At 70.7% G+C, this 17168-nt stretch carries 14 protein-coding genes and 1 pseudogene; 6 read left to right on the top strand and 9 right to left on the bottom strand.

Going from position 1 to position 17168, the window contains the following annotated elements:
- Positions 1-93: 93 nt before the first annotated feature.
- The 3 genes from JL475_RS12315 to clpS all read right to left on the bottom strand — a co-directional run bounded on the left by JL475_RS12315 (position 94) and on the right by clpS (position 2957).
- The gene (locus JL475_RS12315) at positions 94-1521 is read right to left on the bottom strand and encodes an amino acid permease (RefSeq protein WP_202277620.1); all 1428 of its coding nucleotides are present in this window, start codon (positions 1519-1521) and stop codon (positions 94-96) included.
- 459 nt (positions 1522-1980) lie between these two features.
- Positions 1981-2583 (bottom strand): DUF2017 domain-containing protein, encoded by a 603-nt coding sequence (locus JL475_RS12310; RefSeq protein WP_202277619.1) that lies wholly within the window; start codon positions 2581-2583, stop codon positions 1981-1983.
- 56 nt (positions 2584-2639) lie between these two features.
- Entirely contained in the window at positions 2640-2957 is a 318-nt protein-coding gene (clpS, locus tag JL475_RS12305; protein ID WP_109378457.1) for an ATP-dependent Clp protease adapter ClpS, read from the bottom strand.
- 176 nt (positions 2958-3133) lie between these two features.
- Between clpS and JL475_RS12300 the strand changes: the two genes are divergently transcribed.
- The gene (locus JL475_RS12300; RefSeq protein ID WP_202277618.1) at positions 3134-4486 is read left to right on the top strand and encodes a nicotinate phosphoribosyltransferase; all 1353 of its coding nucleotides are present in this window, start codon (positions 3134-3136) and stop codon (positions 4484-4486) included.
- Between the two features lie 250 nt (positions 4487-4736).
- Entirely contained in the window at positions 4737-5330 is a 594-nt protein-coding gene (locus tag JL475_RS12295) for a nicotinamidase (RefSeq protein ID WP_202277617.1), read from the top strand.
- A gap of 27 nt (positions 5331-5357) precedes the next feature.
- Here the strand turns inward: JL475_RS12295 and JL475_RS12290 are convergent, their stop codons facing one another.
- Positions 5358-5702 carry a hypothetical protein gene (locus tag JL475_RS12290; RefSeq protein WP_202277616.1) on the bottom strand — a complete coding sequence of 115 codons (345 nt, stop codon included), beginning with the start codon at positions 5700-5702 and terminating at the stop codon, positions 5358-5360.
- A 123-nt stretch (positions 5703-5825) separates the two neighbouring features.
- Positions 5826-8186, bottom strand: a complete 2361-nt coding sequence (locus JL475_RS12285; protein ID WP_202277615.1) for an immune inhibitor A domain-containing protein — start codon at positions 8184-8186, stop codon at positions 5826-5828.
- Positions 8187-8551: 365 nt separating this feature from the next.
- Here JL475_RS12285 and JL475_RS12280 point away from each other — a divergent pair, with 365 nt between their 5' ends.
- Positions 8552-8839, top strand: a complete 288-nt coding sequence (locus JL475_RS12280) for a hypothetical protein (RefSeq protein ID WP_202277614.1) — start codon at positions 8552-8554, stop codon at positions 8837-8839.
- Between the two features lie 34 nt (positions 8840-8873).
- Here the strand turns inward: JL475_RS12280 and JL475_RS12275 are convergent, their stop codons facing one another.
- From JL475_RS12275 to JL475_RS12265, 3 genes are all read right to left on the bottom strand, one after another.
- Entirely contained in the window at positions 8874-9560 is a 687-nt protein-coding gene (locus JL475_RS12275) for an RDD family protein (protein ID WP_202277613.1), read from the bottom strand.
- A 102-nt stretch (positions 9561-9662) separates the two neighbouring features.
- On the bottom strand, positions 9663-11081 hold the full coding sequence (locus tag JL475_RS12270; RefSeq protein ID WP_202277612.1) for an RDD family protein: 1419 nt from the start codon (positions 11079-11081) through the stop codon (positions 9663-9665).
- Positions 11082-11255: 174 nt separating this feature from the next.
- Positions 11256-12665 carry an FAD-binding oxidoreductase gene (locus JL475_RS12265; protein ID WP_202277611.1) on the bottom strand — a complete coding sequence of 470 codons (1410 nt, stop codon included), beginning with the start codon at positions 12663-12665 and terminating at the stop codon, positions 11256-11258.
- A gap of 203 nt (positions 12666-12868) precedes the next feature.
- On the opposite strand from JL475_RS12265, the pseudogene JL475_RS41180 reads away from it, so the two are divergent.
- Positions 12869-14215 (top strand): annotated as a pseudogene (locus JL475_RS41180) (tetratricopeptide repeat protein); the annotation flags it as partial.
- 454 nt (positions 14216-14669) lie between these two features.
- Here JL475_RS41180 and hppD read toward each other — a convergent pair.
- Entirely contained in the window at positions 14670-15818 is a 1149-nt protein-coding gene (gene hppD, locus JL475_RS12255; protein WP_202277609.1) for a 4-hydroxyphenylpyruvate dioxygenase, read from the bottom strand.
- Between the two features lie 128 nt (positions 15819-15946).
- Between hppD and JL475_RS12250 the strand changes: the two genes are divergently transcribed.
- Entirely contained in the window at positions 15947-16447 is a 501-nt protein-coding gene (locus JL475_RS12250) for an Lrp/AsnC family transcriptional regulator (RefSeq protein WP_202277608.1), read from the top strand.
- A gap of 34 nt (positions 16448-16481) precedes the next feature.
- Positions 16482-17129, top strand: a complete 648-nt coding sequence (locus JL475_RS12245) for an ABC transporter permease (RefSeq protein WP_202277607.1) — start codon at positions 16482-16484, stop codon at positions 17127-17129.
- Positions 17130-17168 lie beyond the last annotated feature (39 nt).

Here is a 17168-nt window from a genome sequence, read left to right as displayed (position 1 = left end):
CAGAGGGCCGTCCCGTACCGAGGGGTGGTACGGGACGGCCCGGATGCCGGACGCGGAGAGCGCGGGCGCGGGGTGCGGGGTGCCGGGCAGGCCCTAGCCGCCGATCTTCTGGAACTCCGGCCGGCGGCGTTCGGTGCCCCCCGGGTTGCGGTTCTTGAGGACCGCCCAGCCGATCCCCAGGGCGAGCGACCAGCCCGCCATCACGTAGAGGGAGATTCTGGCGTCCTCGTCGATCCCGATGAGGACGGTGACGAAGAGCAGGAACGCGATGGCGACGTAGGAGCACACCGAGCCGCCGGGCGCCGGGAAGGAGGAGGCGGGCAGGCGGCCCGCGACCACCTGGCGGCGGTAGAGGACGTGGCTGATCAGGATCATCAGCCAGGTCCAGATGGCGGCCCCGGTGGCGATGGAGGTGACGTAGCCGAAGGCCTTCTCCGGGACGACGTAGTTCAGGACCACGCCGATCCCCATGAACACCACCGAGGTGGCGATGCCGAGCGCGGGGGTCTTGGTGGAGGACAGCCGCTGGTAGATCCGCGGGGCCTCGCCGTTGTCCGCGAGGGTGCGCAGCATGCGGCCCGTGGAGTACATGCCGGAGTTGCAGGAGGAGAGGGCGGCGGTCAGCACGACGAAGTTGACGATGCCGGCGCCGGCCGGGATGCCGATCTTGGCGAAGGCCGCCACGAAGGGGCTCACGTCCGGCGCGAACTCGGTCCATTCGACCACGCACAGGATGACGGTGAGGGCGCCGACGTAGAACAGGGCGATGCGCAGGGGCAGCGTGTTGATCGCCTTGGGAAGGGTCTTCTCCGGGTTCTCGGACTCGCCGGCGGTGACGCCGACGAGTTCGACGGCGAGGTAGGCGAACATGACGCCCTGGAGGGTCATCAGGGACGAGCCGATCCCCTTGGGGAAGAAGCCGTCGAAGGCCCAGAGGTTCGACACGGCGGCGGTGTCCCCGGCGGCGCTGAAGCCGAAGGTGAGGACGCCGAGCCCGATCACGATCATGCCGATGATGGCGGTGACCTTGACCATCGAGAACCAGAACTCGATCTCGCCGAACAGCTTCACCGAGATGAGGTTGGCCCCGAAGAGGACGATCAGGAAGACCAGAGCGGTGACCCACTGCGGGATCTGCGGGAACCAGTAGTGGACGTAGATCGCGGCGGCCGTGAGTTCGGCCATGCCGGTGACGATCCACATCAGCCAGTACGTCCAGCCGGTGAAGTAGCCGAAGAACGGGCCGAGGAACTCCCGCGAGTACTCGGCGAAGGAGCCCGAGACGGGGCGGTAGAGCAGGAGCTCGCCGAGCGCCCGCATGATGAAGAAGATGATCACGCCGGCGAGGCCGTACATGACGATCAGGCTGGGTCCGGCCTTGGCGATGTTCGCCCCGGCGCCCAGGAAGAGACCGACGCCGATCGCGCCGCCGATCGCGATCATCTGGACTTGACGGCTGTTGAGTCCGCGTTCGTACCCCTCGCCGGATACGGACTCCGTGTCGACCTGCGGTGAGGCCATGTGCGTGCGCCTTTCTCCATTCCGGTCCGGGCCGCTGGTGGGCCCCGGACCGGGTCTCGGTCCCCCCCGGGACTGATGGAGCTGAGCGGGTCCGCTCGTGCCTGGCCGGCGGTTGCCGACTCGGTGGCGCACCCGGCGGACGTACAGATGGTGTTCGCCGGGCGGTCGTGCAGATTTACCACGGCCGCACCACTGATCAGCAGCGATTTGTGACGCACGCCACAGGAGGAAACGGGCGAACGTCGCCGGGGAAGCGCAGGGGAGGCGGAGGTCTTGACAGGACCGCCATGCGGGCTCGAGTGTTCTCCGAGCGAACGCGTCAGCGGACTTTTCCGAACATACCGACCAGTTGTGCGGCATGAGGGGCGCCGCTCCGCCGAAAGTGTGGCGCCGTATCGCGGCGGGCGTGGTGCGGCCCCGCGGCGGGCGTGGTGCGCCCTGCCGCATCCGCGGTGCGCCCTACGGCATGAGGGTCGCGACGAGGGTTTCCTGGAGGCCGCCGAGCCACAGGTACGCCATCACCATGGGCTTGCGCGGGTCCTCGTCCGGGAGGCGGAAGAGGAGGTCGGTGTCGTTCTCGTCGTCGATCTCCAGCCGGGAGCCGATCGCCAGGCGCAGGTCGTTCAGTGCGCCGAGCCACTGCCGGGACTCCCCGGCCGAGAGCTTCAGCACCGCCTCGCCCTCACCGGCCGTGGTGAGCCCGTCCAGGGAGCGGATCACCGCGAGGGCGTTGTCGCGCTTGCCGGCCCGCAGGTCGTTCTCGGTGAAGCGGCGGAACTCCGCGGAGTGCGCCCGCTGCTCCTCGGTGTCCCTGGGGGAGGCGGGTTCCTCGGGGTCGCCGTAGGCGTCCGGGAAGAGCCGGCGCAGCACCGGGTCGGTGGGCGGCTCGCTCGGGCCCTCGGCGAAGAGTTCGGCGAGCGGGTCGCCGGGGGCCTCCTCGGCCGGGCCGGGGCCGATGAGCTCCATGAGCTGCACGGCCAGGGAGCGGATGATGGAGATCTCGACGTCGTCGAGGGCGACGGCCGCGCCGCCGTCGGGGAGCGGTTCGAAGTGTCCTGACATGGAGGCGATTCGCTACTTCCGGTCACGCGGGCGGGGGCGGGTCTTGTCCGGCGGGGTCACTTCCGGTCCTGCTGGAGGGTGGCCCACAGGCCGTAGCCGTGCATGGCCTGGACGTCGCGTTCCATTTCCTCGCGCGTGCCGCTGGAGACGACCGCCCGGCCCTTGTGGTGGACGTCGAGCATGAGCTTGGTGGCCTTGTCCTTGGAGTAGCCGAAGTACGTCTGGAAGACGTACGTCACATAGCTCATGAGGTTGACCGGGTCGTTGTGGACGATGGTGATCCAGGGGACGTCGGGCTCGGGTACGGCGAAGGCATCTTCCGCCGACTCGGTGCGTTCGATCTCCAGGGGTGCGGGTGACGTCACAGTGCCCATGCTGCCACCGGAAGGCGTCAAGAGCACAAACCGGCCCGCGCGGGCCGCTGTACGTCCGGGTTTCGCCCGGAATTCCCTCCGGGATCACACCCGGGGGCGACCCCGGGCCGGACTCGGCCGGTCCGTGACACGCATAGAAATCGTCAGAGTGACGAAATGGGGGTAGCATTCGTCGTATGAACACAGCGGACCTTGGGCTGCCGGTGACTGTTCCGTCCACGGCGCTCTTCACCGACCACTACGAGCTGACGATGCTGCAGGCCGCCCTGAACGGGGGCACCGCCGACCGGCGCAGCGTGTTCGAGGTCTTCACCCGGCGCCTGCCGGACGGCCGCCGCTACGGCGTGGTGGCCGGCACCGGGCGGGTCCTGGACGCGGTGGAGAACTTCCGTTTCGACGGGGCCGTCCTCGACTTCCTGCGCGAGAAGAACGTCGTCGACGGGCGGACCCTCGACTGGCTGGCCGACTACCGCTTCTCCGGCGACATCTGGGGCTACCCGGAGGGCGAGGTGTACTTCCCGGGCTCACCGATCATGCGGGTGGAAGGCAGCTTCGCGGAGTGCGTGCTGCTGGAGACCGTGATCCTGTCGATCCTCAACCACGACTCGGCGATCGCCGCGGCGGCCTCCCGGATGTCGTCCGCCGCCGGGGACCGGCCGCTGATCGAGATGGGCGCCCGGCGCACCCACGAGCTGGCCGCGGTGGCCGCCGCCCGGGCCGCGTACCTCGGGGGCTTCACCTCCACCTCGGACCTGGCGGCCGGCTTCCGCTACAACATCCCGACCGTGGGCACCTCCGCGCACGCCTTCACCCTGGTGCACGACAGCGAGCGGGACGCCTTCCGGGCGCAGGTCGACTCCCTCGGCGGCGGTACGACGCTGCTGGTGGACACCTACGACGTGGCCGAGGCGGTCCGCGCGGCCGTCGAGGTCGCCGGGCCGGAGCTGGGCGCCGTACGGATCGACTCCGGTGACCTGCTGCTGGTGGCGCACCGGGTGCGGCAGCAGCTGGACGCGCTGGGCGCCACCGGTACGAGGATCCTCGTGACCTCCGACCTGGACGAGTACGCCATCGCCTCCCTGGCCGCCGCGCCGGTGGACGCGTACGGCGTCGGCACCCAGCTGGTGACCGGCTCCGGGCACCCGACGGCCTCCATGGTCTACAAGCTGGTCGCCCGCGCCGAGTCCGCCGACCCCGGGGCACCGCTGGTGCCGGTGGCGAAGAGGTCCACCGGCGGCAAGACCTCCGTCGGCGGCCGCAAGTGGGCCGCGCGGCGGCTGGACGAGTACGGCGTCGCCGAGGCCGAGGTGGTCGGCACCGGGCGGGTACCCGACGCGCTGGCCGACCGGCAGCTGCTGGTGGAACTGGTCAAGGGGGGCGAGGTGACCTCGACCGCGCGCGAGCCGCTGGACGTGCTCCGCGAGCGGCACCGGGCGGCCCGCGCCGACCTGCCGCTCTCCGCGACCCAGCTCTCCCGGGGAGAACCCGTCATTCCGACGGAGTACGCGCACGAAGGCTCGGGTAGCTAGAACTGCGTGTCCCGCCGCACGCGCCGCACTCTCCGCGCGCACGGCTCCCCGGCCGGGACCCCCGGCCCGTCGTGCCGCACCCCTGTCCGCACCGCTCCACATTCGATCCAGGTTCGATCCAGGTTCGATTCGACGTTTGATTCCACGTTTGTTTTCGTCTTCGATCCGCACCGATCCGCATTCCACGGGCCCGGAGCCTCACCGGCCGGGTCCGCTCCCCACCCGACCCCACAGCCGAAGGATTCCGACCATGCGCCGCGCCTTGATCGTCGTTGACGTGCAGAACGACTTCTGCGAGGGGGGCAGCCTCGCCGTCACCGGTGGCGCCGACGTGGCCGCCGCCATCACCGAGCTGATCGCGCAGGCCCCGGCCCCGGCCGGCTACCGGCACGTGGTGGCCACCCGCGACCACCACATCGCTCCCGGCGGCCACTTCGCCGACAACCCCGACTACGTCAGCTCCTGGCCCGCGCACTGCGTCGCCGGGACGGAGGGCGTCGGCTTCCACCCGAACTTCGCCCCCGCGGTCAGCTCCGGCGCGGTCGACGCCGTCTTCGACAAGGGCGCGTACTCGGCGGCGTACAGCGGCTTCGAGGGGACCGACGAGAACGGCGTGGTGCTGGCCGACTGGCTGCGGGAGCGGAAGATCGACGAGGTGGACGTGGTGGGCATCGCCACCGACCACTGCGTGCGCGCCACCGCGCTGGACGCCGCCCGCGAGGGCCTCCGCACCCGGGTCCTGCTCGACCTCACCGCCGGGGTGTCCGCACAGACCACCGAGCGGGCGCTCGAGGAGCTGCGCGGAGCGGGTGTGGAGCTCTCGGGGAAGCCGGTCGTGCAGTAGCCGTGCGGTGACCGCGGGACCGCCGGGTCAGGCGGGGGCCGTGGGGCTCCTGAGCAGTGCCCTGATCGGATGCCACAGCTCCACGGCCGGCGCGGTGCCGGCCAGCACGCCGCTGCCGGGTGCCGTGCGCCATATGAGCCCGTCGGGATGGTGCAGCACCGCGGTGATCTCGTCGGGGCTCGGCGGGGCCGCGTTGCCCCGCAGGTAGACGGCGCGCAGGCCCAGGTTGCGCAGCCTGGTCAGGGCGCGCGCCCGGTTGCCCGCGTGCACGAGGAAGCGCACCGAGCCGGCGGGGCCGGCGGCGGGGCTGGGCAGGTTCAGCGCCACCACCACGGTGCCGTTCGGCAGCTTGCAGAAACCTCCTGCGGCCATGGATGTCATACCCCCCTCGGACCAGGTGTCAATAAGAAAGCCACAGGAGGCACCTAAACACGGATCGGCGGCAACCCGCCAGGGGGTTACCGCCGATCACGCTCTGACCTGCGAAAACGCTGTTTACTTGGCCGCGCGGCCCACCTCGAGGTGGATCGTCGAGCCGTTTCCGGGCTCCTTGACGATCTTGATCTTGGTGTTGGTGTCAGTGATCTGGACACCGCCGGTCGGGTTCGCCTCGTCGTAGTAGGTGTTCGTCCGGTCGTTGAAGACCGGCACCCCCTTCGAGGAAGGGATCTTGGTCGCGACGCCGTTCTTGTGCAGCGTGACGCCGTCCGTGCGGAACGTGCTGAACGGCGCGTCGTACGTCTGGATGCGGTTGCGCATCAGCGTGCCGTCGGACCACTTCAGCGCGGTCGGGTGCGAGTCGACCGGCAGGATCAGGCCCCTGCCCGGGTGGCGGCTGGTGTTGTTGTCGACCTGGGAGGTGTCCCACTTCCAGATCAACAGGCCGTTCTGGTACGGGAAGTGCTCCACCCAGTCCGGACGGCTGTTCGCGAAGCCGAAGTTGTACGGGCCGACCTTCAACGTCTTGTCGTACGACACGTACTGGCGGTTCTCGGCGATGTAGTACTGCGCGTAGTCCTTGGTGAAGGACGCGCCGATGCGGGAGAAGCCCTTCGCCGTCCAGGCGGCGTCCGCGGTCTCCGCGTTGTCCGTGAACAGGGCGGCGCCGTCCGCCGTCACCGAGATCCGGTCGGCCGCGAAGCCCTTCATCGCCAGGCCGCCGTCGGTCTGGTAGCGGAAGCGCAGGTCGATCTGCTGACCGGCGTAGGCGTCCAGCGGGTACGCCAGCGGCTTGTAGCCGTCGACCGTGCCGTGCAGGGCCGGCTTGTCGCTGCCGTCGCGCGGGATCGGCCGGCCGTCCACCGTGCCGTCCAGGGCGGTCCAGTTGGCGCCGCCGTCGGTCGAGACCTCGGCGTAGAGGAAGTCGTAGTCGGACTCGATCTCGTACCAGCCGTCGAGGGTGAGCTCGGCCGACGCCTTGCCGGTGAGGTCCACGGAACGGGTCAGCGTGTTCCTCAGGTCGTCACCGCTGCCGCTCCACCACTGGGTCTCGCCCTCGGCCGGGACGACGACCTCGGTGGTGACCGCCTTCTCGGGCAGCTCGACCACGAGGGCCTGCTTGTCACGGGTGTTGTACTCGGCGGGGCCCAGCTTGTGCTTCGACTTCGTCGCGGCCTCGGCCGTGTCGTAGTCCAGCCAGCCCAGTTGGAGCTTGTCCCAGGCGGTCATGTCGCCGGGCAGGTCACCGATCTCGTTCTTGCCGGTGCCGAGCCAGGAACCGGAGGACATCAGGGTCCAGAAGCCGGTGGAGTTCTCGCCGCCCGCGGTGTCGTAGTGGTCCGGCAGACCGAGGTCGTGGCCGTACTCGTGGGCGAAGACGCCGAGTCCGCCGTTCTCCGGCTGGATGGTGTAGTCGCCGACCCAGATGCCGGTGTCGCCGATCTGGGTGCCGCCGAGCTTGTTCTGCTCGGGTCCGGTGGCGCCCGCGTCGGTGCCGAAGGCGTACCAGCGGTGGGCCCAGATCGCGTCCTCGCCCTGGGCGCCGCCGCCGGCGGACTCGTCCTCACCGGCGTGCACGATCTGGAAGTGGTCGATGTAGCCGTCGGGCTCGTTGAAGTCGCCGTCGCCGTCGAAGTCGTAGCGGTCCCACTCGTCGTACTCGGCGAGATCGGCCCTGATCTCGGCGCCGGTCCGGCCGGCCGCCTTCTGGTCGTCGGCCCAGGCGTTGACGCCGTCCTGCACCACGTACCAGGCGCAGTTGTCGGGGACGCACTCGTTGGAGCCGTAACGGGCCTCGTTGTAGGGGACCTTGACCCAGTCGGAGACCGCGCCCTCGACCGAGTAGCGGCCTGAGGACTGCTTCTCGAAGTACGTCTTGACCGACTCGACACCCTTGCCGGTGCCGAAGTACATGTCCTCGAAGTGCTTCTGGTCGTAGTCCGCCTGCCACGCGGTGGAGTTGTCCACGCCGCGGTCCGGCTCGGCTATCTCGTTGTGCAGCGGGCCGCGGGTGCCGCCGTAGCGGCTGTCGATCTCGTTGCCGAACTCGACCAGGATCGTGAAGATCTTGTCGGTCTTCTCACGGCCGAGCTCGACGTACTTGCCGGTGCCCTTCTTGTCTTTGCCCTTGAGCTCGACGACCTTCGAACCGTCTCGGTTCTTGACCGCCGCCTGGCCGGATATGACCTGGTTCAGGGCCTCTTCGCGCTGCGCCGTCTGCGTCTTGGAGAGCGGCCCCGCGAGGTCGTGCTCCACGTGGTTGTACTCCGCCGGGTCCTGTCGGTCCACGGTGGCGGGCCGGTCGGCCCGGTCGGCCGGGTCGGCCTGGGCCACGGTGAACGCAGAGCAGGTGGCGGTGATCGCCGCGAGCGCCACGCCCGTCGCGGCCGCTCTGAACGTCCAGGGTCTACTGGTCACTTGAGATCCCCTCCCGCGTTCGTGCGCGCGAAAGCAGGGTCCGGGTGATGGATGGTCGCGCACACGTGATCAACGCGTGTAGTCAAGTGACCACATTTGACTAAAGGTTCAGCAGAAAAAACAGACCTTGACTTGAACAGGTCAAATGCATTATGCGGAGTCACGGTTCCCTTCGCGGACACCTCGGGCGTGGCTTTGCGGACGGCATGACTCCGTGCGCCCCCCGTGCACCGGCCCTGTCGGTCAGGTCACGCTTACTGTGCGTTCCACTCGGGCACTCTCGCGGTTAGAGTCGCTTGGCGGCACACCGTTGAGCCGGTGGAAAGCCAGGCCGACAGCCCCCGACTCCCGAGGACACGATGGCCATGCCCCGTCCGACTGTCGCTCAGCTCGCCTACGGTTCGTGCACCGTGGTCTTCTCGACCTTCACCATGCTGCTGTTGTCACAGACGAGTTCGGGCGCGGGTATCGCGCTCGTCGTCGTCGCGGCACTCGCCCTCGGACTGCTGGTGGCCATGACGGTGCCGCCCTCCGAGCGCACCCGTCCCGCCCCGGCGGCACGGCTCGCGCCGCAGGAGCCGATACGGGCGACCGTGCCGTCACCGGCAGCCGCGCCGACCCGCGAGGCGGTGCGGGAGCGGGCTGTTTCCTGACACCGTGCCGGGCCGGCTTCGAGTCGGCCCGGTGTCATCCTGTGCTCACCACCACCGTCTTGGCCGCCTTGTCGTGCAGGCCCTGCTTGTAGGGCCGGTCGAAGAAGCTCCAGCCGCCCGCGATCACGGTCCAGACGCAGGCGCAGCAGAACGCGAACGGCAGCCAGAGCACGGCGGCACGGATCAGTGACGTCTGCGTGGACGGGGTCGCGCCGTCGGACAGGTCGGCCACCCTCAGTTTCAGCCACCTCTTGCCGAGGGTCTGACCCGTGCGGGCCGTCATGAACGTGTCGTAGGCGATGTAGAGGACCGCGACGACGAGGGACTGGACGAAGGACTTCCCCGCGTTGATCTGGTCGCCGTTCACGTTGTACTCGCTCACCCCGAAGGGCCAGGTGAGCAGCCAGACGACGATGCCCACGAGGATCATGTCGATGATGCGGGCGAGGGTGCGCCTGCCGCTGTCGGCGAGCGGCGGCATGCCTGCGAGGGGATCGGTGGGGCCGGGCCCGTAGGGGCTGCCACCGCCCTGGTCACCGCCACCGCCGTACGGGCTTCCGCCACCGCCACCGTACGGACCGCCCTCACCACCACCGTACGGACCACCGCCGCCCTCACCCTGGTGCGGCGGCGGGGGCTGGCTGCCGGGCGGGGGGTGCTTCTTGAACGGGTCGTCGTCCGGCGGCTGCTGACCGGAGCCGGGGGGCGGTTCGGTGCTCATGGCCCGAGTCGACCGCGAACCCCCCGGCATCGCATCCGGCGAGCCGCCGTCCGGAGTACCGGCGCCGGGACGATCCGTCAGAAGGGTTCCGGCCGAAGAGCCCTAGCCCGCGACGAACGTGTGCGCGGCCTTGTCGTGCCAGCACTGCCGCCACGGCTTGTCGAACAGACACCACAGGACGCCCACCACACCGATGACGAGCAGTCCGGGGATGCTGTAGACCAGCCAACGGCGCAGGGCCGCGCCCCACTCCGGCGCCTCGTGTCCCTCGATGTCCCGCACCTCGAGCCCCAGCAGCTTCTTGCCCAGGGTGCGGCCCCATTTGACGGTGGGCAGCACCTCGTAGAGAACACCGCCGACCAGGAGGACGGCGAGGACGATGCCGAGATGGACCGACGTGGTGCCGTCGAGCAGCCACACCGTGACGGTCTCGCCGGACAGTTTGGCCGCGTCGACCTTCGCTTTGATGTGGTCCGCCGCCGCGATGCCGAGCGGCACGGCGGCCACCGCGGTGACCCCGCCGAGCAGGACCGTGTCCAGCAGCCGCGCGGCCAGCCGCTTGCCGAGTCCCGCGGGCCGGGCCGAGGCCTGCCGCCTGGCGGCGGCCTGGAACACGTCCTCGACCGGTGGCTTCCACGGCTCGGGCGGCCGCTCGTCCCCGTCCGTGCGCCGGTGCACCTGCTGCGCCCAGGAGGACTGTCCCCCACCGGGGCCACTCGACAGCGGCCCGGCTGCCGGGGCCGGAGCGGCGGCGGGGGCAGGGGCGGGAGCAGGGGTCGGAGCGACGGCCTGCGGAGGGACGGTCGGGGCGGCGGCCGAACTCCCGTTCTCCGCACGGGCGGAGGCGGCGCGGGCGGCGCGCGCGGCAGCGGCCTTGCCGGCCCCGAAACCGGGCCCCCCGGACGGACCCTTGCGCGGGCCGACGGCGCGGAAGGTCATGGTGCCCTCGTCCGCCGGAGCACCGCCGGAGGACGGAGCGGGCTCCGAAGAGGCCGCAGGCGCGGCGGGCGACTCCGCCGTCGGCGGGCGGAACACGGACTCGTTGTCCGTGGGCGCACCACCGGCGTCCGGGCCGGGGGCGTGCGGCACTCTCGGGTCCGCGCCCCAGGAGACCCGGCGGTCCTGGTCGCCGCCGAAGCCCGACTGACGGGAGCGGTCGGCGCCCCAGGCGGAGGCGGGCTCGGGTCGGCTGCCGTGCTGGGATTCGGCCGGGGAGGGAGCCGGGGAAGGGGACGAAGAAGGGGACGAAGAGGGGAACGGGGACGGTTCGTCGGTCGGGTCCTCGTCGAAGAAGTGCGGACCGGTCTCCTCGATAGAGGGCACCGCCGGGGCGGTACCGGAAGCCGTACCGGCGGACGCCGTCGGCGCGAGGGGCGCGCCGCCGCCCTCCGGCGCCGGACGGCTCGTGCCCGGCACCCAGGCGGCACCGTTCCAGTACCGGACGTACCCGGGAATGGACGGGTCCGGGTAATAGCCTTCGCGCGGCGTGTCGTCGCCGGGGGCCGGGGTGGGGGCGCTCATGTCCGTCGTCCCGTATCTGCTCGGGGGTGGGTCGGGGGAACCACATCTATCAGACGGGCGCAAGCAGCACCGCCCGTCCGGCCGGACCCACCCCTTTCGGGCGCCGATCTGGTACCGCGACGAAAAACCTCTCGCACCGGTGCGGTAGGGAAAGACGGTGCGGGCAGCGGCCGTTCAGAAGAGCTTGCCCGGATTCAGGAGGTTCAGCGGGTCGAAGGTCCGTTTGACGGCCCGCTGCATCTCCAGGCCCACCGGGCCGATCTCGTGCGCCAGCCACTCCTTCTTCAGGACGCCGACGCCGTGCTCGCCGGTTATGGTGCCGCCGAGTTCCAGGCCGAGGGCCATGATCTCGTCGAAGGACTCGCGGGCGCGGCGCGACTCCTCGGGGTCCTGGGCGTCGAAGCAGACCGTCGGGTGGGTGTTGCCGTCCCCCGCGTGGGCGACGACACCGATGGTGAGCCGGTACTTCTCGGAGATCCGCTCGACGCCGTCGATGAGTTCGCCGAGCCGGGAGCGGGGCACGCACACGTCGTCGATCATCGTGGTGCCCTTGACCGCCTCCAGCGCGGGCAGGGACAGCCGCCGGGCCTTGAGCAGCAGTTCGGACTCGGCGGCGTCCTCGGCCGGTACGACCTGGGTGGCGCCGGCCGCCTCGCAGAGCGCGCCGAGGGCGGCGAGGTCGGCGGTGGGATCGGTGGTGTCGAACGCCGCGAGCAGCAGGGCCTCGGTGCTCTCGGGCAGGCCCATGTGGGCCATGTCGTTGACGGCCTTGACCGTGGTGCGGTCCATGAGTTCGAGGAGCGAGGGGACGTGCCCGCCGGCCATGATGCGGCACACCGCGTCACAGGCGGCGGCACCGGAGGCGAACTCGGCGGCCAGGACGAGCTGCTCGGGCGGTTTGGGCCGCAGGGCGAGGATCGCGCGCACGACGATGCCGAGGGAACCCTCGGAACCGACGAACAGGCGGGTCAGGTCGTATCCGGCGACGCCCTTGGCGGTGCGGCGGCCGGTGGACATCAGGCGGCCGTCGGCGAGGACCACGTCGAGGCCGAGTACGTACTCGGCGGTGACCCCGTACTTCACGCAGCACAGCCCGCCGGAGGCGGTGCCGATGTTGCCGCCGATGGTGCACGTCTCCCAGCTGGAGGGGTCGGGCGGGTAGTAGAGGCCGTGCTCTCCGACGGCCCGGGAGAGGGTGGCGTTGACGACGCCGGGTTCGACGACGGCGATACGGTCGACGGGATTGATCTCCAGGATGGCGTCCATCCTGGTCAGGGAGAGCACGATGCATCCGTCGGTCGCGTTGGCGGCGCCGGACAGACCGGTGCGGGCGCCCTGCGGGACGACCGGGACACGCAGTGCGGTGGCGGTGCGCATGACGTGCTGGACCTGTTCGACCGTGCGGGGCAGGACGACCACCGCCGGGCTGCCGGCCGGGCAGAAGCTCGCCATGTCGTTGGCGTAGGAGGCCGTGATGTCGGGGTCGGTGAGCACCGCTTCGGGGGGCAGACCGCCGAGCAGGCGGTCGACGAGGGTGTCGGCCGGCACCGTGTCTTCATCGCGTCGCGCTTCGATACGGCTCATGATCACAGCGTGACACCCGGGACCATCGGTGTGAACCCCGCGTACGGCACCCGGTGGTAAGCCGTCGTGAGCCGGAGCGTGGTTCGTCGTATCGGCAGATGATGTGACGCACAGTGTGCGCCATGGACGACAAGCCACAAGAGACCCGCGAGCAGGACGCGACCCCTGCGCCCGGCGGGACCCGTCGGTGGGTGAACCGCCGGATGCTGCTCGGCTCGGTCGCCGGGTGCGCCGTGATCGGCGGGGTGCTGGTGCTGCTGCCGTGGGGGAACGGGGCGGACGGGCCTGTGGAGCCGGCACCGGGGGCACCGGCCCTGGCGGCGGTCGCCAGTGGCGTGCCGGCGTCGCTGCCCGCTCTGGAGAGCCTGATCGCGGAGCGGCAGCGGCATCTGGAGAAGCATCCGCAGGACGCGGAGGCCTGGGCGGTGCTCGGGACGGCCCGGGTGGAGCAGGGACGGCGGCTGGCGGACCCCGCGCACTACCCGCGGGCCGAGAAGGCGCTGCGCACCTCGCTGAAGGTGCGGGCGAAGGACAACGCCGGGGCGCTGCGCGGGATGGCGGTGCTGGCGAACGCGCGCCGCGACTACCCCGCCGCACGCGAGTGGGGCGAACGGGCGCTGGAGCTGGAGCCGAAACGGTGGACGACGTATCCGCCGCTGATCGAGGCGTGTGCCGGGCTCGGCGACGGCGAGGCCGCGGGCAAGATGCTGGACAGGCTGAAGGCGCTGTGGTCGGGACCGGTCGTGATGGCGCGGTCGGCGGCCCTGTACCGGGACAAGGGCCTGTGGGAGGACGCGGCGGCCCAGCTGTCCGACGCCGCCGCGGCGGCCGGGGAACCCGTCGAGCGGGCCGGGTATCTGGAGCGGGCCGGGCAGCTGGCCTGGGAGCGCGGCGACCGGGAGGACGCGCTGCGGCACTTCCGGGAGGCGCTGCGGATCGACCCGGACCAGCGGGCGGCGCAGGCGGGGCAGGGCAGGGCGCTGGCCGCGCTCGGGCGGACCACGGAGGCGATCGGCGCCTACCGGGCGGCGCTGGCCCGGCAGCCGCGGCCGGAGTACGCGCTGGAGCTGGGCGAGCTGTACGCGTCGCTGGGGCTGCGGCAGGCGGCCCGGGTGCAGTACGGCCTGCTGCGCGAGCGGGTGCGGGCGGCCGCCGCGCACGGGGTCGACGAGGATCTGGTCCTCGGGCGGTTCGAGGCGGACCACGGGGACCCCGGGGCCGCGGTTCGGCTGCTGCGGGCGGAGTGGCAGCGGCAGCCGTCGACGGAGGTGGCCGACGCGCTGGGCTGGGCACTGCACCGGTCGGGGAAGCACGAGGAGGCGCTGCAGTTCGCGGTGCGGGCGACGGAGGAGACGAAGGGCGGCGGGGTGCGCAGCGCCCTGTACGTGTTCCACCGGGGCATGATCGAGCGGGAGCTGGAGAGGTACGGGCCCGCGCGGCGGCACCTGCGGGAGGCGATGACGATCAACCCGTACTTCTCCCCGCTCCGGGTGCCACAGGCCGAGGCGGCACTGGAACAGCTGGGCGAACCACCCGTCGGAGACGGACCGCCCGCCTGGGCCGAAAGGGCCCGGCGGGCCGAGGAAGCCAGGCAAGCCGAAAAGGCCGAAGAGGCCAGGCAGGCCGAGGAAGCCAGGGAAGCCGAAGAGGCCAGGCAAGCTGAAGAAGCCGAGAAGGCCAGGCAAGCCAAAAAGGTCAAGGAAGCCGAAGAGACCAGGGAAGCCGAAGAGACCAGGGAAGCCGAAGAGACCAGGGAAGCCGAGGAGGCCAAGAAGGCCGAGAAGGCCAAGAAGGCCGAGGAGGCCAGGCAAGCCGAAGAGGCCAGGCAGGCCGAGGAAGCCGAGAAGGCCGAAGAGGCCAGGCAAGCTGAAGAAGCCGAGAAGGCCAGGCAAGCCGAGGGAGCCGAGGAAGCCGAAGAGAACGAGGCGGGCTGAGGCACGGTCGGCCGGTGGGGCGTCGGATGCGGGTGTCCCGCGTACGGCGCCCCGTCGGCCGACCCGACGGTCACAGGTTGCCGCGGCGTTCCTGCTCCCGCTCGATCGCCTCGAACAGGGCCTTGAAGTTGCCCTTGCCGAAGCCCATGGAGCCGTGCCGTTCGATGATCTCGAAGAACACGGTCGGCCGGTCCTGGACCGGCTTGGTGAAGATCTGCAGCAGATAGCCGTCCTCGTCCCGGTCGGCGAGGATCTTCAGCTCGCGCAGGGTCTCGACGGGCACCCGGGTGTCGCCGACCCACTCGCCGAGGGTGTCGTAGTACGAGTCCGGGGTGTCCAGGAACCGCACACCGGCCGCACGCATCTGCCGGACCGTCTGCACGATGTCGTTGGTGTTGAGCGCGATGTGCTGGACGCCGGCGCCGCCGTAGAACTCCAGGTACTCGTCGATCTGGGACTTCTTCTTGGCGACGGCGGGCTCGTTGATCGGGAACTTGACCTTGAGCGTGCCGTCGGCGACCACCTTCGACATCAGCGCGCTGTACTCGGTGGCGATGTCGTCGCCCACGAACTCCTTCATGTTCGTGAAGCCCATGACCTTGTTGTAGAACGCGACCCACTCGTTCATCCGGCCGAGCTCGACGTTGCCGACGCAGTGGTCGATGGCCTGGAAGGACCTCTGGGCGGGGGGTTCGACGATCGGGTCGGCGGTGACGTAGCCGGGCAGGTAGGGCCCGTCGTAGCCGGTGCGCTCGACCAGGGTGTGCCGGGTCTTTCCGTAGGTGGCGATCGCGGCGAGCACGACGGTGCCGTGCTCGTCCTTCAGTTCGTGCGGCTCGGTGACCGGGCGGGCGCCGTGCTCGACGGCGTAGGCGTACGCGGCACGCGCGTCGGGGACCTCGATGGCCAGGTCGACGACGCCGTCGCCGTGCGCGGCCACGTGCTCGGCGAGGAAGGTGCCCCACTCGGTGGACGGTTTGATCACCGAGGTGAGGACGAACCGGGCGGAGCCGCTCTCCAGGACGTAGCTCGCGGTCTCACGGCTGCCGTTCTCCGGTCCGGAGTAGGCGACCAGCCGCATGCCGAAGGCGGTGGAGTAGTAGTGCGCCGCCTGCTTGGCGTTGCCCACGGCGAAGACGACCGCGTCCATGCCCTTGACCGGGAAGGGATCGGCCTGCCGGGCGGTCGGGTCGGGAGCGTGGTGTGTGGTCTGCGTCATAGGGGCAGGGTGGTGCAGCCCTGCAAGGTGCGCAATAGTTCGCATATCCGCTGGGCAGGATGTCCAGTCGAACGCGCGATTCATCGGGCTTTCTGTACAGGATGACCACCACGCACCGGGAGGCAGCCGTGGCGATCGATCAGCTGGACGGCCGGATCATCGTGCTGCTGGCGCGGGAGCCGCGGACGGGGGTGCTGGAGATGTCCCGGCGGCTCGGGGTGGCGCGGGGGACGGTGCAGGCGCGGCTGGACCGGCTTCAGTCGAACGGAGTCATCCGCGGATTCGGCCCCCAGGTGGACCCTGCGGCCCTCGGCTACCCGGTCACGGCGTTCGCGACGCTGGAGATCCGGCAGGGTCAAGGGCCCGACGTCCGGGAGCACTTGGCGAGTGTGCCGGAGGTCCTCGAGCTGCACACCACCACCGGCAGCGGGGACATGCTGTGCCGTCTCGTGGCCCGCTCCAACGCCGACCTCCAACGGGTGATCGACCGGGTCGTCGGTTTTGATGGGATCGTCCGGGCCGCCACGGCGATCGTGATGGAGAACCCCGTTCCGCTGCGGATCATCCCCCTGGTGGAACAGGCGGCGCTCCGCGAGCCGCCGGGGGGCGGCCGGGGCGCACCGGACTGACCGGACGGGCCTGGCCGAGCTGGGGTGAGCGGACGTGAACTTCTGGGAGTACCTGGTCAACCGCCACCAGCAGCTGCTCGTCGACGCGTACCAGCACGCCAGCGTCGTCTTCCAGTGCATGGTGGCGGCGACCGTGCTCGGGGTGCTGATCGGGGTCGCGACGTACCGCAGCGACTGGGCGGGCAACCTGGCCACGACCGCCACCTCGACCCTGCTGACCATCCCGTCGCTGGCCATGATCGGCCTGCTGATCCCGCTGGTGGGGCTCGGGGTGCCGCCGACGGTGATCGCGCTGACGCTGTACGGGCTGCTGCCGATCGTGCGGAACGCGATCGTCGGCCTGCGCGGGGTCGACCCGTCGCTGGTGGACGCGGCCACGGGCATCGGCATGTCGCGGCCGGCCCGGCTGGCGCGGGTCGAACTGCCGCTGGCCTGGCCGCCGATCCTCACCGGGATCCGGATCTCCACGCAGATGCTGATGGGCATCGCCGCCATCGCCGCCTACGCCTCCGGTCCCGGTCTCGGGAACCTGATCTTCCGCGGGATCGCCTCGCTGGGCAGCAAGAACGCGCTCAACCAGGTCCTCGCGGGCACCCTCGGAATCATCATCCTCGCGCTGCTGTTCGACGCCGCGTACGTCCTGCTCGGACGGCTGACCATTTCCAGGGGGATCCGTGTCTGAGTCACCGACGTCCGGGACGACCGGGGCGTCCGGAACCGC

Source organism: Streptomyces sp. M2CJ-2 (genome assembly GCF_016757295.1).
Classification (GTDB): domain Bacteria; phylum Actinomycetota; class Actinomycetes; order Streptomycetales; family Streptomycetaceae; genus Streptomyces.
This window is presented reverse-complemented; position numbering and strand designations above follow the sequence as displayed.

Coding starts and splice junctions, on each gene's coding strand:
- JL475_RS12315 (WP_202277620.1), bottom strand. CDS start 1,521: ATGGCCTCACCGCAGGTCGACACGGAGTCCGTATCCGGCGAGGGGTAC.
- JL475_RS12310 (WP_202277619.1), bottom strand. CDS start 2,583: ATGTCAGGACACTTCGAACCGCTCCCCGACGGCGGCGCGGCCGTCGCC.
- clpS (WP_109378457.1), bottom strand. CDS start 2,957: ATGGGCACTGTGACGTCACCCGCACCCCTGGAGATCGAACGCACCGAG.
- JL475_RS12300 (WP_202277618.1), top strand. CDS start 3,134: ATGAACACAGCGGACCTTGGGCTGCCGGTGACTGTTCCGTCCACGGCG.
- JL475_RS12295 (WP_202277617.1), top strand. CDS start 4,737: ATGCGCCGCGCCTTGATCGTCGTTGACGTGCAGAACGACTTCTGCGAG.
- JL475_RS12290 (WP_202277616.1), bottom strand. CDS start 5,702: ATGGCCGCAGGAGGTTTCTGCAAGCTGCCGAACGGCACCGTGGTGGTG.
- JL475_RS12280 (WP_202277614.1), top strand. CDS start 8,552: ATGCCCCGTCCGACTGTCGCTCAGCTCGCCTACGGTTCGTGCACCGTG.
- JL475_RS12275 (WP_202277613.1), bottom strand. CDS start 9,560: ATGAGCACCGAACCGCCCCCCGGCTCCGGTCAGCAGCCGCCGGACGAC.
- JL475_RS12270 (WP_202277612.1), bottom strand. CDS start 11,081: ATGAGCGCCCCCACCCCGGCCCCCGGCGACGACACGCCGCGCGAAGGC.
- JL475_RS12265 (WP_202277611.1), bottom strand. CDS start 12,665: ATGAGCCGTATCGAAGCGCGACGCGATGAAGACACGGTGCCGGCCGAC.
- hppD (WP_202277609.1), bottom strand. CDS start 15,818: ATGACGCAGACCACACACCACGCTCCCGACCCGACCGCCCGGCAGGCC.